Here is a 19,933-nt window from a genome sequence, read left to right on the forward strand (position 1 = left end):
ATAATGCATCCAATAATCCCTGATTACTTCCCTTACTCTCGACTACAAGCTCATTATCAAAGAAAAACTAATTAACTAATCTCCAGAAGTGAAACCCTGCACCGGTATCCTCTGTCCATAAATATTTCATATCACAACTCCGTTTCCAGTGTTATCCTATTATTGTCAAACTTCAACACCTTAAAGCTCTTATCAGAAACATTGAGGTCATCACAATTTCGCAGAAAAAGCATATATTGGTTCGATGGCTCAAAATTAATAAAACGTCTGACCTCATCATTAATCAAATTATCGGCATTATCAACCAAAATAAAATTATCTCTGCACTGTTTAATTGATTTCAAGAAATTATCCGATTTGTAATTAAACAATTTTATAGCATTGTATTCATCAGTTAATCGTAAATCTTCTAACATTTCATAAAGCACAGTTTTACCGGTACCGCTATCTCCACCAACAAGAGTTATTCTGTCATCAAATTCCAGATTGTACGAAAACGGATCTGCTCTAAATTTAATATTCTTATAAATCATCTGCTTCTCTCCTTTCATACTCCTTGCCCCACCAAGTATTATATCCTCTTCCTCCGGTCACTATATCAGAATCGTTGAATCTGATTCGCACACCATCCGGAATATTAAAAAGCGTTGGTCTGGACATATAAATTCTTATATTATCCATAGTAAAAATGATATTAAGCACATTCTGACCACATTCCTCTACATTCACCACCTTATCGGGATGCTTCACAATATTAAGTAAGGTCTTGCAGCCGGATGACAAATTACGGATTATACCTAAACCATATTTTGTTTCAATATGCTTATCTGGTGTCAGCTTCGCCTCATCTACTTGCTGAATGAGACTTATTTCATATTGAGACATTTCTTCATTACCTGTATTCAAATTAAAATACAAATCGTTTTGAAGTATCCAGTCCTTTGAGTCTTTTTTATCTGTATATATATCTATCATTCAAGTTTACTTCTTTCACACAATGGACAAAGGTAAAGATCTGGTAATGCATATGAATAAATGATTTTTCTATTAAGCTTAACAATTCTGTCTTGCCCTCTCCGCTGTCTTTTCCAATAAAACATGTATATTTGCTAATTATTTCGATACTGAACTCATGATCTGAAAACTGAAAACTAATCTTCATCAGGATCCTCCTCTTCAGTTGCACACCACAAACAATAATCATCTTCATATTCCTCAACAGTAACCCGAGAGCCATTTACTCGTATATCATTACTTATAAAATCTTCATCCGGTATATCCATATAATGTTCAAGCATAATACTAACGTCTTTCTTTTCTGCAATTTTTAAAAGAAATGGAACGCAATTATCTCCTAATAAGGATCCATAAAACCATCCATTCAGAAAATAAATACAGCATAATGTTTTGCAACCAGTTGAAATCATTTCTGTGCTAATTCCTCTGCCTTTATAGTCTAATAATGCTTCCTCAAATAAAACAGTGGTCCCATCTATTTCTTTTAAAAACTGCCTCACAAATTCATCTTGAAACCACTCCGGCTTTTTATTACGTCTGAAAATCAATCTGGCATCTAATTCAAATTCTTCTAAATTCTCTCTGCCAAATACAATATTTAACATACTCAAACCTCCAACTAAGTGTTCTTACTATCTGGAAATTTAAACCAATACCTATCATATAGCTGCTTTCCTTCACTAATCCTAAATATGTCAGCTCCTATTGGCCTTATTCCATATTTAGCACATTCAGAAAGCAAGTTTTGACGATTATCATCCGGCAACCTGCTGAGCAGCCACTCGTAAATATTTCCTTCAGTGATTTCATTTCTAAATTCCCATATATTATTAAGCTGTTTCTCGTCATATACCTCATAAGTTATAAAATCATCACGTACATCAAGAGACATCAACACTTTCTGTTCAAGCATTACGTCACAACAAAAACGACCTAATCGCATATTATAACCTCCATATCTAACTGTTCTGCACTATATTTTAAATATTCTCCAGCTAAAAAGGGCTTGGTAATAATGAACTTTCTACCTTATCACATCTTACTGCTCTACATTTATCCAATAATCATCTTCAACTGAAATTCCTTTGTTGTACTTAATTAAAAGTACCGGGTCGTAATAAGGAATTCCAACTGCATGCAATTCTTTTGTTAATCCCTGTCTTGTTTCCGGTACCACGCGATCATCTATAAATAATTCTGTTGCAAGGTAATCATCTCCATCACAAAGTAAATATGTGTATGGCAGTATACCACGATCAGATACTAAAATTTTGAAATCTTGTAATACCCCACCGGCAAATCTGAAGGATACAATTGGTACATCTTTTTTCATAATAGTACCCTTTAAGTCACCAAAACTTTTCATACTCCTATCACCTCAACATTTAATATTTTTGCTCGATTTAGAATATAAGAACTTGCCTTTAATGAAGGTAACTCAATACCAGTCAAATCAAACTTCTCTGGTAAATACTTTTGTATATCATACTTATCTGAAATAAATGCTATTAAATCTTCATTATGCCGTGCAAATGGTTTACATTCCATTTTTGAAATACACTGTTTTAAAGGTAAATTTTCGTATTTTCTATCATGTTCAAATAAGCCCAATCCGAAATCAAATAAAGGAGAAATCCTGAACTTACCATCACAATAGATAATACCGAAATTACTTAGATGCCTATCTTCATTTCCTACTAAAAAGTCTAACAGAGACATGACAAGTAAATAATCTGAACAGTCTGACTTAGTCAAATTATTTAAGGTATCAAGGGCAAAAATCCACTTGGTCTCTATGGAACCGGAATAAGGAAATTGTATCTTTTTAGCACTTAAGATTCTGGAAAATGGAACAAATACTTCACCTTGAGTACAAAAATTTTTAGAATATACTCCATAAATTGTATTGTAGCCTAAATCGATTTTACAAGGAGATTGCTCCAAAATCTGAACTCTCTTGTCTGTTAAACAAAATTGTTTTCCTAGCTGAGCTGCAACACATTCTACCAAATCATCACGCCAGAATTTATCTTGAAAATAAAATTGTGCTTTTATATAAATATCATTTTTACTATCATACCACTTCATCTGATTTCCCTTAGAAGTACTTCTACACTGTAAGCTAAGCAAATCAGAAGCATTAAAAATCTTTAATTCATTAGAATCAAATATATCTAAATTTTTCATAACAGATCCTCCAATTTAGCATATAATAAATCTAATTGCTGGTTATTCTAAGTTATTATCAAAGAAATAAGATAACTTATCTCTAAATTTATCCTGTTCCCTCTGAAATAAAGCAAGAAGCTGTGTCTCATCTCCACTTTGTGCCATTTTAATTGCGTTTACATACTCTATTCTTGCTGTTTCACTGATTATAAAGGGGCATATATCATTGTGTAATGCTTCACGAAATAAGATTAATCTTCCCACTCTCCCATTACCATCCTGAAATGGGTGAATTTTCTCAAACTTTGCATGAAAAATAGCTAATGCTCTTAAATCAATTTTACCTTTAGAATATTCTTCTAAAAGATTTTTCATTATAATTGGTACATCTTTGGGAAATACTGTTTCTGTATCACCAACTATATTTGCTCTCTTTTTATACTCACCGATAGCATACCCATTTAAACGATCTTCAAAAACACCAGCCTTTAAACAATAGTGAAATGCTTTTATAATATCTTCCGTCAATGCACCATCTATAGTTTTAATCAGATGATTAAAAGCCAAAAAATGTCCTTGTGCTTCTTCTACATCCTTCATCCGTACAACAAAACCATTTGCATCTAAAGTCTTTGTATCAAAGATTAAGCTGGTCTGATCTTCTGTTAATGTACTTCCCTCTATGTGATTTGAACTGTATGTCATTCTTCTCTGAATATAACCATAAATACCATTCTTATATTGCATTGTAAATTCATCATTCAAAGCATTTCTAAGTTTGGAACATATTTGTATATCATCAGAATTAAATATATTTAAGTTCTTCATAGAAAATCCCTCCAAATTAGTATAGATTCAGCATTCTAAATGATGCTCTACATTTACAAACAAATATATAAAAATAGCCGCTTTATAAACTAAGCGGCATCTAATTGCACTCATCCTTATGATTGTATTAATTATACAATTTTAGCATTTCAATGTCAATTTAACGCTAATCTGCAATTACTCAATGTCAATTAGACGCTGATCTCATATTTATTACATCTGATAAAAACTCATTTGTTTTTAATACGACTTTTTTACATCCCTTTTGCTTTTTTAACATATCAATCCAATAATCCCAATTTCCTATAAAAACCTCTATAAAATCATCTGTATTTCCTCGTTTTAAATACCTGTTTCTGTATTCATCTTTCAATTCATATGCCGGAAAAACAAGAGTGAATGGAAGATTATCACAATATAGCCAACTCATTATTTGTATATCAGTTGGAATCAAAATTATTTTATTAGACTCCGCTTTGCAGAGTGATAAAAAATTATCATAATATTCGTATCGCCAGTTAGGATTTAAAATTAGTTCGGAAGCAGCTTTAATAGTTTCATCATTGTAACTGTCACTGATTTCTTTTAAATTAATATACTTATAAGGCATAATGTTTAGATCAATAACATTTGTATTTTTTTTAGCAAATGTTGTTTTACCTATACCTGAAAAACCTGCAATTATCATTTTATTACCTGCCATTCAAATTTAATTTATATTACTTTTCTGGTTCAAGCAAACTTTCCGGTTCGTTTTTTATTCGTTGCCAAGTTTGTGCTTCTTTCTCTGTCAAATTTCTTTCAATGACAATGGAATTTTCCTGTTGATATACTCTAAAAAATAATGTATCAGTTAACAGACAATTTCCACAAGTACGAGGACCTAATAAACCAAATGTGCCAATCTTAGGTGGGTAGTCCCATCCCGCTTCAAAAGCCTCTTGTGCGGTACAAAAAATCTTTGTACCACAAACTTCACAATAATGCCAGAACGGGCGAAAATTCATACTTTCAAACAATTCTAAACGTTGTATATCTTTTTCTTTCTTTTGTTCCATTTGTTGTGCCTCTTCAGCAAGTTCTTTGTGGGCTGCGTCAATAATTTCAGGCTTAGAAGCATCCATTCGCAATCTGATATTGCCATCTATAACCTCATATATTTTATCAAAGCCTTCGCAGACATTAGGAAATTCTATTTCTTTTGCATTGGATTTTAACCACTGGACAGAAGAATCTAATTTTCGTTCGTTTATATATGTATTCCAAACAGAATCGCTCGGACACATCACATATATCTCAATAAATATATCTTTAAATTCATTACGAATAATATCTATATATGATATTCTACGCTTTGCTTTGTATAAAGTTTGTTCAACTACTACATTTTTATCTTCTTGCAATGCTTTAATGATATCTAATAAAAGGTATTTATTTGCTCTGTGCAAGCATAGACGTGCTTGCTCAAATGGGATAAATTTATCATTCCCCAATTCTTTATAAGCTGCTTGCTGATAATCGTATATATTTAATTTTACAGTGCTTTGATTTCCAGAAAAATGATTGTTGATAAAAGTTGTTTTTCCTGAAGCTGTAGCACCTATAACAAAAGTAACTGTCCTGTTCATAAAAATACTCCTTGTCTTTCTAATTCCAGAAATTTTTTACTATATAAATATTTTTCATTTCTAATTTCTAATTTCTATTATTATTTTTCTCTTCGAAACCGCACTTATATGAGAATCATAATAGAATTTTAAGTATTACCATTCACACGTCTCGATATGGTGTTCACCTTGTTTCTTTACTATAATATCTTCAATCTCAGTATTGTGCTTATTCGATTTAATAAGTATCCAGTCATCAAAATAATAATATATCTTTTTATATTTTTGATAAAATTTTATAATAGACAATTTTCCATCTATACTTATTTCTCTTTTTATATCGTCAATGTCATAACCTTCATCTTCAATATATTTTATAAAATCCCGATCTGTTTTTCCGTAATTATTCAAAACATATCTTAGTATTTTATCTTCAACTTTTCTCAAAAAATTAAACTCGTACCCTGCTTCATCCAAATTCTCTTCTATCAACTTTGTATGTATTTTTATTCTAAATGGACCAGGAACTATATAATACCACACATGATCCAAATCATAAAAATATCCATAATCAATAAATGCTATTTTATCAAAAATACATCGTTCCGTATTGCCTAGCCAAAAAGGGTCTCCAGTAAGCTGATGTGAGACCGACCAATGATAATCCCCATATTCACTTCCCTTTTTCCCTATCAGTCTAGTCTGTCCTAAATTAAAAAGATAATCAACATCCTTAGGATCCTGATACCAGGAAAGGAGTCGTCGACCTACTACATTAAAATAACCGCCATTACCACTCCATCCATACTGAACATGTCCATTATCCAGCCTCCTTGCAATAATACTTATATCTCCCATATTGTTTTGTTCCTTCTTTTTATTACTCAATAAATAATTTGTCAAAAAAACGATTATTTATTTCTCGAAAAAATGATATAAATTTTGATAAAAAAAGTATATATTAAATCGTCTTTCTATTCCATCCCTTACAAGTACCAACTTTTTTCGAAACACCTATTTATTTTCATAACCACAATAATTGAACATACTATAACATTATGTTATTCTAAATCTGAAACAATATTAGCATTCTTTACATATAAAGATATAACTAACGAGGAAATTTATAATGGACAAAGAAAAAACACAACTTTATGAAACGGACACTGTTAAAGAAGAAAATGGAAAGGCACTGCTCATTTTACTTCATACAATGTTCTCTCATTGGGCCATAGACTCGATAGAATCGTATAAAAAGCTTCACCCAAATTCAGAAAATTCGCAAATTCCCCAAATAATAAGTTTCTCAACTACTATTGATAAAAATGCACCTGCAGATGGAAATACTTTTTATAACATTATTGATCTGCTTAATGCAAAGTATTTTACAGACAATGAATGTGATGCCACCACAGGTGACCTATATACATTTATTGCAGAAAATATTTATACTTATCTTCTGAGAACACGAAGTAAATGTAGTTCAGAAATTTCCCATACATTACTATTGGAAGATCTCGCAGATGGTGTAATATACTATCCTTATCTACCTAGAGTTAAAGGCACAGCAAATACTTCCTATTCAGAAAATGCATTATCAGCCAAAACAACCTACGGAAGATATACTGCTGAAATAATGACAGCTTTAACGGGTGTATTTTACACAACTTTAGAAGACCAATTTAAGGGTAAAATCATTGAATGTGATGCTGCCCTTATAACGCTTTTGGCTCCATATATAAAAAAACCAAAACGCTTTTTAGAAAATAATAACAATTATACAAAATCCGAAAAAAAAGCTATAATAAATTTAAACAAAAATCTTCGTTTAAAGAACATATCAAACATGAATTTGCTGTCTTACTATTATAATAATCCGGAGTTAATTATAGAACAGCTTCTTTTTACTGTTAGACGACTATGGAGTAAAGAGATACCTATAAATAAGAGTCCCGAACAGCTTTCTTTATTTAGCTATGTTGAAAAATATAGTGAATTAATAAATGCAATAACCGACAATGCCAATTCCGTGAGTTCAACAGATAAACAAAATAAGTACTATCCGATGTTTGCTGATAAAAATCCAGACATGCTAAATAAATACTGCAAAATTACAGCTATAAATATTGCCATTTATCAAATATATAAATATTTACATATTCTGATAATGCCGGAAAATTTTTCTTCTGTTAACGCATACACCAGAAATAATAGTTATAATACATGTATACATAAAATAATCGCACAATTTCTACTCATAATATATGTTGAAAAAAAGGGATTCGAGGGAATAGATATATACAATAAACTTACTAACTCTCCGCCTTACGAACTCTGCCATCCTTTTATAGCACTTGGTAACAACTATAAAGGAAATCATCCACAAAATTATAATAGCAGGATAAAATTTTATGACCATACCCGCGATTACGATATTATGGATAGTATTCTCGAAAAATATGATACTATATGTTACCAAACAGCAATGAAAACATTTCAAAAAGGAGTGGATGCTTCTTACATAAATTCTGAGGCATATATAAATGAAGCTGAAAATATTGCCAAGACTATAACTAAAGATTATAAATTTGATAAAGAAAAATATAGGTTATTTATAAAACTATATTTTAGAAAATTTAACAATATATTCTTCATATCAAATTTTCTTAATGAGAATGTTCTTAATAAAAAAGATCAAAAGCCGGAAAATAATATCCAAAATGCTCTGGATTCTCAAGATAAAGCTGAGGTTCGAAAAGCTCTATGGAATTTTATAGGACTCTACGGACATTATATGAATAATAATTGTCGTTACTGCAATCATTACTCTAAAATAAGAGCCTGTGAATTAAATAGCGACAAAAACAGGATTCAAAACAAGGACGCAAAAGACATACGCGAATGGGAATATAATATTGATGGTTGTAACTGTGGTTGTAACATCGGAAAAAAATTGGCTGAAATAGAAGATGCTCTATATGACCTGTATTCTATGTTTAATTTTCCGAACAAAAACGATTCTCTATCTAGAAAATAGATACAGTCAAGCGTGATCCCGTAAAAATACGCTCTTCCCTAACAGTCATACAGACCTGCCAGGGAAGAAAAACATGTATCTTTTCCTATCATCATAGGACGTATAGCTTTTTTACGGTTTTTATTCACTTCCTGTCTTATTTATATTCTCAAACTCTTTTTTAAACTCTTCTCCTGTCATAGTTTCTTTTCCATACACTATTTCAGCCATTTTTTCGATAATGTCCTTTTGTTTTTTTAATTCTTCTCTGACAATTTCCAACTGTGTTCTCAACAGATTTCTGACTTCAAGATCCACATCATATCTGAATGTTTCGGAACAATCATATCTAGAATTGCTGCCAAGAAAATTAGTTGAATCATTCTTAACAGCCATAATTCCTATTTTTTCAGACATTCCATATATAGCAACCATGTCTTCTGCCAGCTTTGTAGCACTCTGAATATCCTGAGCCGCCCCCACAGATATATCATCACCATAGAACAATTCCTCGGCAACTCTTCCTCCCATAAATACTCTGATCTGATTAATATAGTCTTTTTTGGTCCAAAGAGAATTATTACTACTCGGTATAACATAACCAAGTGCATTCCCGCGAGGCATTATGGTGATTTTTTCAAAAGGCTCCATGTCTTGTAACAAGCATACCATTGCATGACCGACTTCATGTATTGCAACAGCTGAACAGCCTTTATTTTCTTTATATGAAAATTCGTTATCATCCGAAGATTTAGGTTTTTTATCACCGATCTTAAGCTGTTCTATTTTTTCTTTTACTAAAATTTCAAATACTTTTATTTTTATTATTAGTTTAATTCGATCTTCAAGTTTTAAATCATCAATTCTGCTTTCAATTATCTCATTATTTTGAGCTGACGTAGATTCATCATTCTGCAATTGAGTTTTTTCTGTAACTTTATTAATTAGGTTCTGCAATTGAGCTTTTTTTGCAGCTTCATTAATTAGGTTCTGCCATTGAACTGATGGTATAGGTGAATTAAAATCAATTGCAGCTTCATTAATTAGATTCTGCAATTGAGCCGGAGTAAACGACTTTGTTGCATCGGCGATAGCTCCAAGAAATTGATTAAAAGTCTCATTTTCATCATCGCTTAGCGCATTTTTAGCCCATGCCAGTTTTTTAACATACAATTCAATTATTTCTTTTCTGTCATCCTCAGTTGGATATGAAACTTCTATATATCTGTCAAATCTACCCGGTCGCTTCAATGCCTCATCAAGGCTCTCCGGAGCATTCGTTGCAGCCATTACAAATATATTTGTCCTCTGTTCAAAACCATCCATCTCTTTTAAAAGCTGAAACATAGGCTCAGGATTGCTGGAATACTCTCGTTTTATTCCTATGGAATCTATTTCATCAATGAATATAATAGCAGCATCATAATCATCGGCTTCGGCAAATAATTCCCCAACGAGTTCCGGCGTACGAAGTTCCGTACCAAGCACCGAAATAAAAGCAATCTGCTTATCTGAACTTTCATCTATCAAATTTTTTTGAAACTCGCCGGCAACAGCCCTTGCCAAAAGCGTTTTTCCTGTACCCGGAGGTCCAGCTAACAAAGCTCCCTTCGGCACATTTATTCCACGTTCACAATAATCTTCATGGTTTATAAGCATATTAACAATTGGTTTAAGTTTACCTTTAACGTCATCTCCAATTATGTCATCAAAGGTTGTATCAATATCCCTACTCACTATAAATTTTCTTGATTTTTCATCCTTAGATAATAACGCAACATACTGAGCCTTGATTTCTTTTTTACTCTCTTCTATTATTCTATTTATAATAGCACCTGCATTATCAGATTTTCCAACTTCACGGACTTCACATGTTTCAAAGAACTTTTGAACTCCAGCATAATTTCCAAAGTATTCAGCATTTTCCCTAGCTATAGCCCATGTAAAGTAACTTTTTATGTCGTTTGATGATTCTTTAAATTTTTCCATTAATTCTTTATTGTCCTTGGCAAGCATCTGTAGATTATCGTACAAAGCAGAAGCAATTGGGCTTGGCAAAACAAGCTTAACCATTCGCCTATATAACCCCGGATTTTCACTAAGTGTTCTACGCATTTGATGTTCATATCCTGCCATCCAGATTGGAGGAACTATGTGTCCTTCTTCCTCAAAATCAAATCTTTCCTCCTTATCTTCTCTCATTTTAGAAATAACTGTACGATCTCCGTTCATAATAGGTAGTAAGTATGCTAAAGCCTCACGTCCAAATTGATCCTGTTGTAGAAGATATGCTTCATCTAAAAATAATATTTTTTTATTTTCACTTGCCTCTTTAAGATATTCATATACTTTGGGTATGGTCTGTCCAACATATGCTCCTTTTAAATCTGATGGCGACAATTGTATAATCTTATTTTCTTTATCAATATTATTATCTATCTTGTCTCCATCAAAAAAACAATCAGCTATTCGTTTTGCTATAGTTGTTTTTCCTGTTCCGGGAGCACCCATAATCACAAAATTTGGGATTTTAGGTTCTTTATTCTCCTTTTTAGCTTTTTCCCACTTTTTCACTTCATCATATACCTGAATAGCAACAGCATGATTAGGTGTCAGACCATCAAATAATTTATCTTCAATTTCTTTTATATATGAATCATTTTTATTAAGTGATTTTTTTTTCAAAGCTTCGAGTTTAGATTTAGTACAAAACTCATTTAATAAAGAGACTAATTCTTTAACAATCTCTTTAATTTTTTCCCAGTTTTTTTCAACAAAATCTAGTTGCTTATTAAAGGTCTCCCCAATTTCATTTTGATCTACTATTTTAATTAGATTTTCTATTTTAATTAGATTTTCTAATTCCTGATTCCCATATCGTTCATATGTATATATAATATCTTGAATTGTATTAGATATAGGAATTTCTTGATTTTCATCTATTTTATATATATAGTTAAAAATGCAGTCGCCTATTTTCCCTTTTTTAATTGTGACATCTGAATTTTTTATATCTTTAAAAGATATTTTGATTGTATTTACCTTTTCACGCCATGTATAATCACTCTGTGGTGCATTTATTAGTGGTTCTCCTACATAACTTAAAATACAGTTTTCCTCTTCCATTTCTTTAGAAAACTCGTTGTTATCTCCAAGTTTAAAACCATTTATATCTTTTCCATACTCACAGAAAGCTTTATCCCTACATGATTTTTCAAGGTTTTCATAATTTATAGTTTCGTTTTCTTTACAGTTTCGAATTATTTCTTTTAAATCATCATTAGCATTATCAAACTCAGAATTAAAAATTATCTTTTGTTCTCCATTATAAAAATGATATCGCACATCATAAGCTGTAATAATCGAATCTTTTACCACTATTTTAGGACATAATTTATCTTTGTAGTAATAAAATATCCCTTTACCCAAGTCGTCAGATTTACCTGAAAAAAGCATAATCTGATAATCCATTATGCAATTTTTCATCTGTTCCTGCGTTATTACCGCACATCTTTTGTAATATACTAATTTACGTTTAGGATTTGACAATTCATAATATAAGCATGCACTAGCATCCTCATATATAAAATCAGCTTCTTTCAGACATATAGGAAATCCGATTCGTTTTAAATCATTTCCAGATTTACCCCAAAAGCTCACATAGCCATTATCCCAGTTATTAATTTCGTATTTAGTCCTTTCACTATCAATTTCAAATGTAATTGAAGATTTATTGCCCTCGTCATCGGCCTTGCTAAATGTGATACTTTCTATATTAATGTTCATATCATTAGGTTGTTTATATATAATCCAAAAAACATCCGCTACAATTCTTCTGAAATCTCCTGTATAAAACGCATTAGCGTCTGAACAATTATTTTTAGCTGGATATATTACTCCATTTTTGAGGTTAACTGTTGTGACATGTATTTCATTTCTTTTTAGAGAATATTCATAAAGAAAATCTTCGTCTTCTTTTTTTCCATTAGGTAGACATCCATAGTAAGTCTCACCTTGATCTTTTGTACTCTTATAGAATTGGCGCTTACTCCCTTGGCCTCTATATTTATATAAAAATCTTCTCATTAATTGTGATTCATTCTGTTCACAATTAGATACACTAATTTTAATTTTAATACTTTTGTGTAAATCACTCACATGTTGTTTGTCTACATTCCCATTCTCCATTTTCGCTGCATAATCCATAAATGTGTAGACATACATATTGTCGTTTGTTTTATCTTCTCCCATCGCTACCTCCATACTAATCCTATTATATGCATATTTTCTCTCTGTTCTAAAAAATCAGACCCGCTATGTTTATTCCAAATATTATTTTATATGCATCATTTTGTAAAAGCAATAACTAAATATATTTGTCAAATGAAATCGAAATATTCCCTAATAAATATCATATTTCTCACAGCACTTTACACCATTTAAAACATAATAAAGATGTTTCTAAAAAACTCTCAATAATCTATGTCGAATTCTTGATTGTGCTATTTGCGATATAGTAAAATATGTTAAATCAGATGATGACCAGATATTATAAAAGAGCAAGAGAAACCAATCTCCTGCTCTTATTTTGATGGAATCTAAAAAAAGGCACACCAGATACCTCCGTATCTGATATGCCTTATCCGTACATTCATATTTAATTTGCCCTAATTCTATTTCAGCGCAAATATGGTAATATGCTGCTTTTACTTTCTTCCCTACAACCGCAGCTTTGTTCCTTTACTGCCGCGTTTACATGCTTTGATTCGTGTAAACAGGATCTCTGTGTTATCTACAAAGAAGCTGTCCTTTGTGCTGCCGACTGCTACTTCTTCGATCTCATCATCGTCGGTGATGTTTACCAGGCGGATGCAGCCTGCGCCTTTTCCCTTGACCGGGATCTCGCTGATCTGGATTCTTGCATAGTAGCCAAGCATACTCTTTACAACGATGAAATCTTCCATCTCGGCATCATGGATAAAGATGATATCTTCTTCCTGCTTGGACGCTGCGATCATCTTACGAAGTACATCGTAGTTATTTCCCGGAACCAGCTTTGCCTGACCATGCTTGGTCACAAATAACAGGTTCTTATCTATGATCTGCTCGAGGCAGCACATATATAATATGTTTTCATTTCCATTCATATTGCAGAATTCAAAGATCTGAATACCCTTATCCGACAATCTGCCGATCAGACCGGAACCATTTCCCTTTTTACCGGTATTCTTCTTTGCCTGAAGCTTGATGATATCAGCAACCTTGATCATATACATCTGATTATTATCTGCAAATACACCGACACGTTCTGTGTTCTTACATTTGAATGAGAACCGGTAGTCTTTGTCGATCTGCGCTTTGTTTTTATCATAAAGATTGGCATCAACGACCTTGATATAATAGAAACGATCGAGAAGTACAGCAACCTCTGTCTCGACTGCCTGTGCCTTCTTAACGACAACTTCGCCACAATCTGCGATCACAGTCTTTCTTGGAATCGCATATTTCTCCTTAATCTCTAACATATCTGCGATCATCTGCTTCTTCATATTGCTCTTGCTTTCAAGCAGCTTTGAATACTTCTTGATCAGCTTCTCTGCATCTTCCAGTTCTTTCTTAAGGGCATTTACTTCCAGACCGATGAGCTTCTGTAAACGCATGGCAAGGATCGCATCTGCCTGTTTCTCGGTAAAGCATAAGAACTTTGCATCTGCCTCTGAACCTTTGAACCGGAATGTAATGTTGGAGGTATCTCCATGCATCAGACATGCCTTTGCATCCGCTACCTTCTTACTTCCACGCAGAATCTCTATGATCAGGTCGATACAGTCAACCGCTGTAAGAAGACCGGTCTTGATCTCCCGTACTTCCATCTGATTTTCTAACAACTTCGTGTATTTAGTATTGTATAGTCCGTATTTGAAATCTGTATAGATTGACAGGATCCGCCTCAGTCCCATGACCTCCGGCTTGCCGTCATAAATACAGTTGATATTTACACCAAAGGTATCCTCAAGTCCTGCCTTTTTATATAAAATATTAATGATATTCCGGATTTCTTCATCTGTTGTACCCTTCTTTACATCGATACACAAACATTCTCCGTTCTTATCTCCACGGTCAGCGATATCTACAACGGCCGGTAATTCACGGTTTCTGGTAAGCTCTGCAACCGTATCCAAGAACTTCGCTGTTCCACCGATCATCGTAAACGGGATCTCGGTTACACAGATACTTTTTCTTCCATGACCGATATCACGGATCTCCACCTTACCTCTGACCTTGATCCTGCCAAGCCCTGTTTCATAGACCTGCATCAGATCTTCCTTGGATGCATTGATGATGCCGCCGGTTGCGAAATCCGGTCCTTTCATCACATCTAACAGATTCTCAAGCGGTACTTCCGGATCATTCAGATACATCACGGTTGCATCGATCACTTCTCCGAGATTATGTGTCGGAATATTGGTCGCCATACCAACTGCAATTCCGGTCGAACCACTGACTAGGATATTCGGAACCTGAAACGGAAGAAATGTAGGCTCTGTCTCTGTTCCGTCGAAGTTTGGAATAAACTGATCCTTAAAGAAAGACAGATCCTTCATGCAGACATCCTCGGTATATTTGGATATTCTTGCCTCGGTATATCGCATTGCCGCTGCTCCGGAGCCATCTACCGAACCAAAGTTACCATGCGGATCTACAAGCGGGATCGGAAGCTTCCAGTTCTGCGCCATATTTACAAGGCCTTCATAGATTGAACTGTCTCCATGTGGGTGATATTTACCCATCGTATCACCGACGATTCTCGCACATTTACGATGTGGCTTATCTGAACCTGCCAGACCATTTAATGAATACAGGATACGACGCTGTACCGGCTTTAAACCGTCCCTGACATCAGGGAGCGCACGTTCTGTTATAACGCTCATGGAATAATCTACATAGGATTGTCCCATTTCACTTTCATAATCAACATTTAAGATTTTTTCAGACATAGATTTCCTCTTTCCTCTTAGATATCAAGCACTGCATCTGTACTGTGTGTCTCAATATATTCTCGTCTCGGTGCTACTTCTGTTCCCATCAACGTCTGTGTCAGTTTATTTGCTTCCACGATACTGTTGATCGATACCTGCTTTAACACACGGCTCTCCGGGTTCATCGTTGTCTCATAGAGCTGGTCTGCATCCATTTCTCCAAGACCTTTGTAACGCTGGATCGTGAATTTACCGGTATGCTTCTTTCGATAACGGTTCAGTTCTTCATCTGAATACAGATACTGCATATGCTTGCCCTCGCCCACTCTGTAAAGCGGCGGGATCGCGATATAAATATGACCCTCATTGATCAGATCCGGATAAAACCGATAGAAAAATGTCAGAAGCAATGTAGCGATATGCGCGCCATCGACATCGGCATCAGTCATAATGATGATCTTGTCATAGTTTAATTTATTAATATCAAAATCGTTGCCATAGCCCTGCATAAAGCCGCATCCAAATGCATTAATAAGTGCTTTGATCTCGGCATTCTCAAGAACCTTGGCTACTGTTTTCTTCTCTACGTTTAAGATCTTACCACGAAGTGGCAGGATCGCCTGATATTTACGGTTTCTGGCTGTTTTAGCAGAGCCACCGGCAGAATCACCCTCGACTATGAAAATCTCGCATTTGGACGAATCATTGGATTCCTGCTTGGCAAGCTTTCCATTTCCTTCAAAGGAGAATTTATTCAGATTGATCTTGGATTTTTCCAGAGCCTTCTTCTTAGACAGGCTGACTGCACGATCACAGATATCCTTTAAGACATCGTAGTTACGGTCAAAATAAACAGTAAGCTGTTCTTTTACAATATCATCGACTGCCTTTGTAACGTCTGTATTCGACAGCTTCGTCTTCGTCTGCCCTTCAAACTGCGGATCCGGATGCTTTACAGATATGATCGCCTGCATACCGGAACGAATATCCGCACCACTTAAGTTTGCATCCTTTTCCTTTAATAACCCAAGCTCATTTCTTGCATACGAGTTGATCAGCTTTGCAAATCCTGACTTGAAACCTGTTACATGTGTTCCGCCTTCCGGATTCGTGATATTATTTGTAAAACCGATGATGTTTTCTTCCCCATCCTCTGTCATAACGAATACGATATCAGCAGTTATATTCTCTTTCTCTCCGCTGATCGCAATGATCGGTGAAGTATGTGTAAGTCCTTCCGATATATCCTCTACAAATGCGGACAGACCGCCCGGCTGATGGAATACGACCGGTTCCTTGCCGTCTCTCTTATTATGAAATGTGATCGTAAGCTCCGGATTCAGATATGCCGTTTCCTTGATTCTCTGCATGATCGCATCGGCTTTGAATTTTACTGTTTCAAAGATCGTATCATCCGGATATAGGGTTACCTTTGTTCCGGTTCGTTTCTCTTTTAACCGGGTACGCGGCAGATTTCCTTCCGGAGTCAGCTCTGTTACCGGAACGCCATACTCATAGCTGTCCGTGTAGAGATATCCGTCTCTTGCGACCTCAACCAGCAGCTTCTTTGATAATGCATTTACAACAGCAGAACCTACACCATGAAGACCACCACTGATCTTATATGTGGAGCTGTTGAACTTACCACCGGCATGCAGTACGGTATATACGACACGTTCCGCAGGTATTCCCTCTGTCTCATGTATATCAACAGGAACACCCCGTCCATCATCTGACACGGTCGCTGAACCGTCTTCATTGATACTGACATATATATTTTTACAATAACCTGCAAGGTGCTCGTCCACGGAGTTATCGATCAGCTCCTGAATCAGATGGTTCAGACCGCTTCTTCCGGTGTTACCGATATACATACCCGGTCTGAGTCTTACAGGCTCCAGTCCCTTCAGCACCTCTATATTTTTTGCACTATACGACATAACATTTCCTCTCTATCCACATAATCATTGATTAGTATATTCTGTATTCCATTTTTTTGCAAAGAAATTATTCTGTTTCTTTCTTTTCAATACCGATTTTTTCTTCGATATCGTCTGTCTCCCCGATAATATCCAGATCAAAATAGAATACAACTCCATCTTTTACATTATACACACCATAACACTTCTTATGTGCCTGCATGGTAGCCGCGACAATGGACAGACCGATGCCGCTTCCGCCATATTCTCTGGTTCTTGCCTTATCTACCTTGTAGAACTTGATGAACAGCTTCTCCAGTTCGCCCTCCGGTACATTTGGTCCCTGATCATATACATAGACACGGAGATTTCCAAGGATCGATCCTTCTTCATATGTGTCTCCCGGTTTTTCATACATATATTTTTCTGTCCAGACACGGACTTCTTTCTCTTTATAGCAGTAATGGATCGCATTTGTCAGATAATTACGGAAGACTTCTTCGATCATGAATTCGTCCGCATAGACATTGATCGGATCTACATCATCATAAACGATCGTAACCTGACTCTGCTCTGCAAGGATTGCAGACGAATCGATGGAATTATGGATCAGATCAACGATATTGAACATTTCCTTATTCACTCGGTTCTGCCCGAATTCTATCTCATTCAGATCAAGTAACTGCTTTACCAGCTTATTCATCTTGTTTGCTTCATCAACAATGACATCACAATAAAAATTCTTACTTTCTTCATCATCATTGATATTATCCCGCAAGCCTTCTGCATAACCCTGTACCAGTGCGATTGGTGTCTTTAATTCATGTGATACATGTGACAGGAATTCCTTACGCATCTCGTCAATCTTGATCTTCTCATCAATTTCCACCTGAAGCTTCTGGTTTGTCTCCTTAAGCTCCGTCAGCGTCTTATTCAGCTTATACGACAGATCATTCATATAACAGGACAGCTCACCGATCTCATCATTGGACGGATGCTCGATCCTTGCATCAAAATCAAGAGTTGCCATTCGTTTTGCAACCCTGGTAAGCCGTTTGATCGGTCCGGCAAATATCTCACTGACAAAATACATCAGAATACAACTGATGATTGCTGTTGTAATCAGTACAGCCATAAAATATTTGATCGTTGTCTGGATCGTGGAATCCACTCTGGCAATTGTGGTACGCACGATAATAACAAATCCATTATCCAGAAATCCGAGCAGATCAAAATAACTCTGAGCTGTATCCTTATCCTTTGTGATCTGTATCTTATAATCCTTATGCTTCTCGACCTCTTCCCGTTCGATCTGGGAATTATTCGCATCTATACTGTCTGAGAACATCAGGAACTCACCGATACTTTTCAGATTGTTAAATACAGCCGTATCCTCATTTACCGTTGTATAGATCTTCATATGAATATCATCCACAATATAGATCATCGCATCGGATTTATTCTCGAGCAGGCTCTCCATGCTGTCAAGGTCATAGCTGCCATCTCTGTTCTTATTTGATGAATCTTTAAAAAAAGCATCACATTCCTGATAGGTCTGGATCAGATTATTTTTCAGTTCATTGTAGTAATATTTTTTAATGAAGATAACGGACAAAATGCCTGACAGCAGGATCATCACAGTAATGATCGCCATCAGACAAAGTGTTATCTTACTCCTTATCGACCTTTTTCTCATCATCCACCTCGAACTTATATCCCATGCCCCAGATCGTCTTGATATAGTCACCTTTATCCTTCAACTTGCTTCTAAGCTTCTTTACATGGGTATCGATCGTTCTGGCATCTCCAAAATAATCATAATTCCATACATTATTCAGTATCTTCTCTCTGGATAATGCAACTCCTTTATTCACCATAAAATAATTCAACAGCTCAAATTCTTTATAACTGAGCTCGATCGGTTCTCCATCGATCGTTACGATATGGGCTGCAAGATCCATCGTGATACCGCCTGCTGAGATCACACTGTCAGCCGGTACATCACTGGTTCTTCTTAAGATTGCTTCTACTCTGGCAACCAGGATCTTCGGACTGAACGGCTTCGTGATATATTCATCAATACCAAGTTCAAATCCCAGAAGTTCATCTCTTTCATCTGACTTTGCAGTCAGCATGATGATCGGAACCTGTGAGAACTTCCGTATCTCCTTACAGGTCTCCCAGCCATCCATCTTCGGCATCATAACATCTAAAATGATCAGTCCGATGTCTTTATTATTCATAAAGATATCAACCGCTTCTTCACCGTCTCCTGCTTCCAGAACGATATATCCTTTCTTACTCAGGAAATCCTTGACCAGCTTACGCATTCTGCTCTCATCGTCAACTACCAATACCTTTATACTATCCATATGCGACCTCCTGTTATTTCCATTT

Annotated in this window: 17 protein-coding genes; 1 reads left to right on the plus strand and 16 read right to left on the minus strand. The window is 35.0% G+C overall.

Annotated elements, in window-relative coordinates:
* Positions 1-131: 131 nt before the first annotated feature.
* From LK416_05570 to LK416_05620, 11 genes are all read right to left on the minus strand, one after another.
* Positions 132-533, minus strand: coding sequence for an ATPase (locus LK416_05570; protein UEA75648.1), 402 nt, complete (start codon positions 531-533; stop codon positions 132-134).
* Complete coding sequence (locus tag LK416_05575) at positions 523-975, minus strand: DUF4869 domain-containing protein (GenBank protein UEA75649.1); 453 nt, start codon at positions 973-975, stop codon at positions 523-525. Before LK416_05575 ends, LK416_05570 begins: the two co-directional genes overlap by 11 nt.
* On the minus strand, positions 953-1,162 hold the full coding sequence (locus tag LK416_05580; GenBank protein UEA75650.1) for a hypothetical protein: 210 nt from the start codon (positions 1,160-1,162) through the stop codon (positions 953-955). The genes LK416_05575 and LK416_05580 overlap by 23 nt, the downstream gene beginning before the upstream one ends.
* Positions 1,152-1,622 (minus strand): DUF4869 domain-containing protein, encoded by a 471-nt coding sequence (locus LK416_05585; GenBank protein UEA75651.1) that lies wholly within the window; start codon positions 1,620-1,622, stop codon positions 1,152-1,154. The genes LK416_05580 and LK416_05585 overlap by 11 nt, the downstream gene beginning before the upstream one ends.
* A gap of 14 nt (positions 1,623-1,636) precedes the next feature.
* Positions 1,637-1,960 carry a hypothetical protein gene (locus tag LK416_05590; GenBank protein ID UEA75652.1) on the minus strand — a complete coding sequence of 108 codons (324 nt, stop codon included), beginning with the start codon at positions 1,958-1,960 and terminating at the stop codon, positions 1,637-1,639.
* Positions 1,961-2,056: 96 nt separating this feature from the next.
* Entirely contained in the window at positions 2,057-2,383 is a 327-nt protein-coding gene (locus LK416_05595; GenBank protein UEA75653.1) for a hypothetical protein, read from the minus strand.
* Positions 2,380-3,204, minus strand: coding sequence for a hypothetical protein (locus tag LK416_05600; GenBank protein UEA75654.1), 825 nt, complete (start codon positions 3,202-3,204; stop codon positions 2,380-2,382). Before LK416_05600 ends, LK416_05595 begins: the two co-directional genes overlap by 4 nt.
* A 42-nt stretch (positions 3,205-3,246) precedes the next feature.
* Positions 3,247-4,014, minus strand: coding sequence for a Fic family protein (locus tag LK416_05605; GenBank protein UEA75655.1), 768 nt, complete (start codon positions 4,012-4,014; stop codon positions 3,247-3,249).
* A 187-nt stretch (positions 4,015-4,201) separates the two neighbouring features.
* Positions 4,202-4,702, minus strand: a complete 501-nt coding sequence (locus LK416_05610; GenBank protein UEA75656.1) for a hypothetical protein — start codon at positions 4,700-4,702, stop codon at positions 4,202-4,204.
* Positions 4,703-4,733: 31 nt separating this feature from the next.
* Positions 4,734-5,642: an ATP-binding protein gene (locus LK416_05615; protein UEA75657.1), complete on the minus strand. Its 909-nt coding sequence runs from the start codon at positions 5,640-5,642 to the stop codon at positions 4,734-4,736.
* A gap of 135 nt (positions 5,643-5,777) precedes the next feature.
* The gene (locus LK416_05620) at positions 5,778-6,479 is read right to left on the minus strand and encodes a hypothetical protein (GenBank protein ID UEA75658.1); all 702 of its coding nucleotides are present in this window, start codon (positions 6,477-6,479) and stop codon (positions 5,778-5,780) included.
* Between the two features lie 271 nt (positions 6,480-6,750).
* On the opposite strand from LK416_05620, the gene LK416_05625 reads away from it, so the two are divergent.
* On the plus strand, positions 6,751-8,658 hold the full coding sequence (locus LK416_05625) for a hypothetical protein (protein ID UEA75659.1): 1,908 nt from the start codon (positions 6,751-6,753) through the stop codon (positions 8,656-8,658).
* 120 nt (positions 8,659-8,778) lie between these two features.
* Here LK416_05625 and LK416_05630 read toward each other — a convergent pair whose 3' ends face one another.
* The 5 genes from LK416_05630 to LK416_05650 form a co-directional block, all read right to left on the minus strand.
* The gene (locus LK416_05630) at positions 8,779-12,888 is read right to left on the minus strand and encodes an AAA family ATPase (protein ID UEA75660.1); all 4,110 of its coding nucleotides are present in this window, start codon (positions 12,886-12,888) and stop codon (positions 8,779-8,781) included.
* 467 nt (positions 12,889-13,355) lie between these two features.
* On the minus strand, positions 13,356-15,635 hold the full coding sequence (locus LK416_05635; GenBank protein ID UEA75661.1) for a DNA topoisomerase (ATP-hydrolyzing) subunit A: 2,280 nt from the start codon (positions 15,633-15,635) through the stop codon (positions 13,356-13,358).
* Between the two features lie 17 nt (positions 15,636-15,652).
* A complete protein-coding gene (locus LK416_05640) occupies positions 15,653-17,557 on the minus strand; it encodes a DNA gyrase subunit B (GenBank protein ID UEA75662.1) in 1,905 nt (634 codons plus the stop codon).
* Positions 17,558-17,624: 67 nt separating this feature from the next.
* On the minus strand, positions 17,625-19,232 hold the full coding sequence (locus LK416_05645) for a HAMP domain-containing histidine kinase (GenBank protein UEA75663.1): 1,608 nt from the start codon (positions 19,230-19,232) through the stop codon (positions 17,625-17,627).
* A complete protein-coding gene (locus LK416_05650) occupies positions 19,207-19,908 on the minus strand; it encodes a response regulator transcription factor (protein ID UEA75664.1) in 702 nt (233 codons plus the stop codon). Before LK416_05650 ends, LK416_05645 begins: the two co-directional genes overlap by 26 nt.
* Positions 19,909-19,933: the final 25 nt, after the last annotated feature.

The sequence above is a fragment of the Lachnospiraceae bacterium GAM79 genome, from assembly GCA_020735665.1.
Lineage (GTDB): Bacteria > Bacillota > Clostridia > Lachnospirales > Lachnospiraceae > Coprococcus.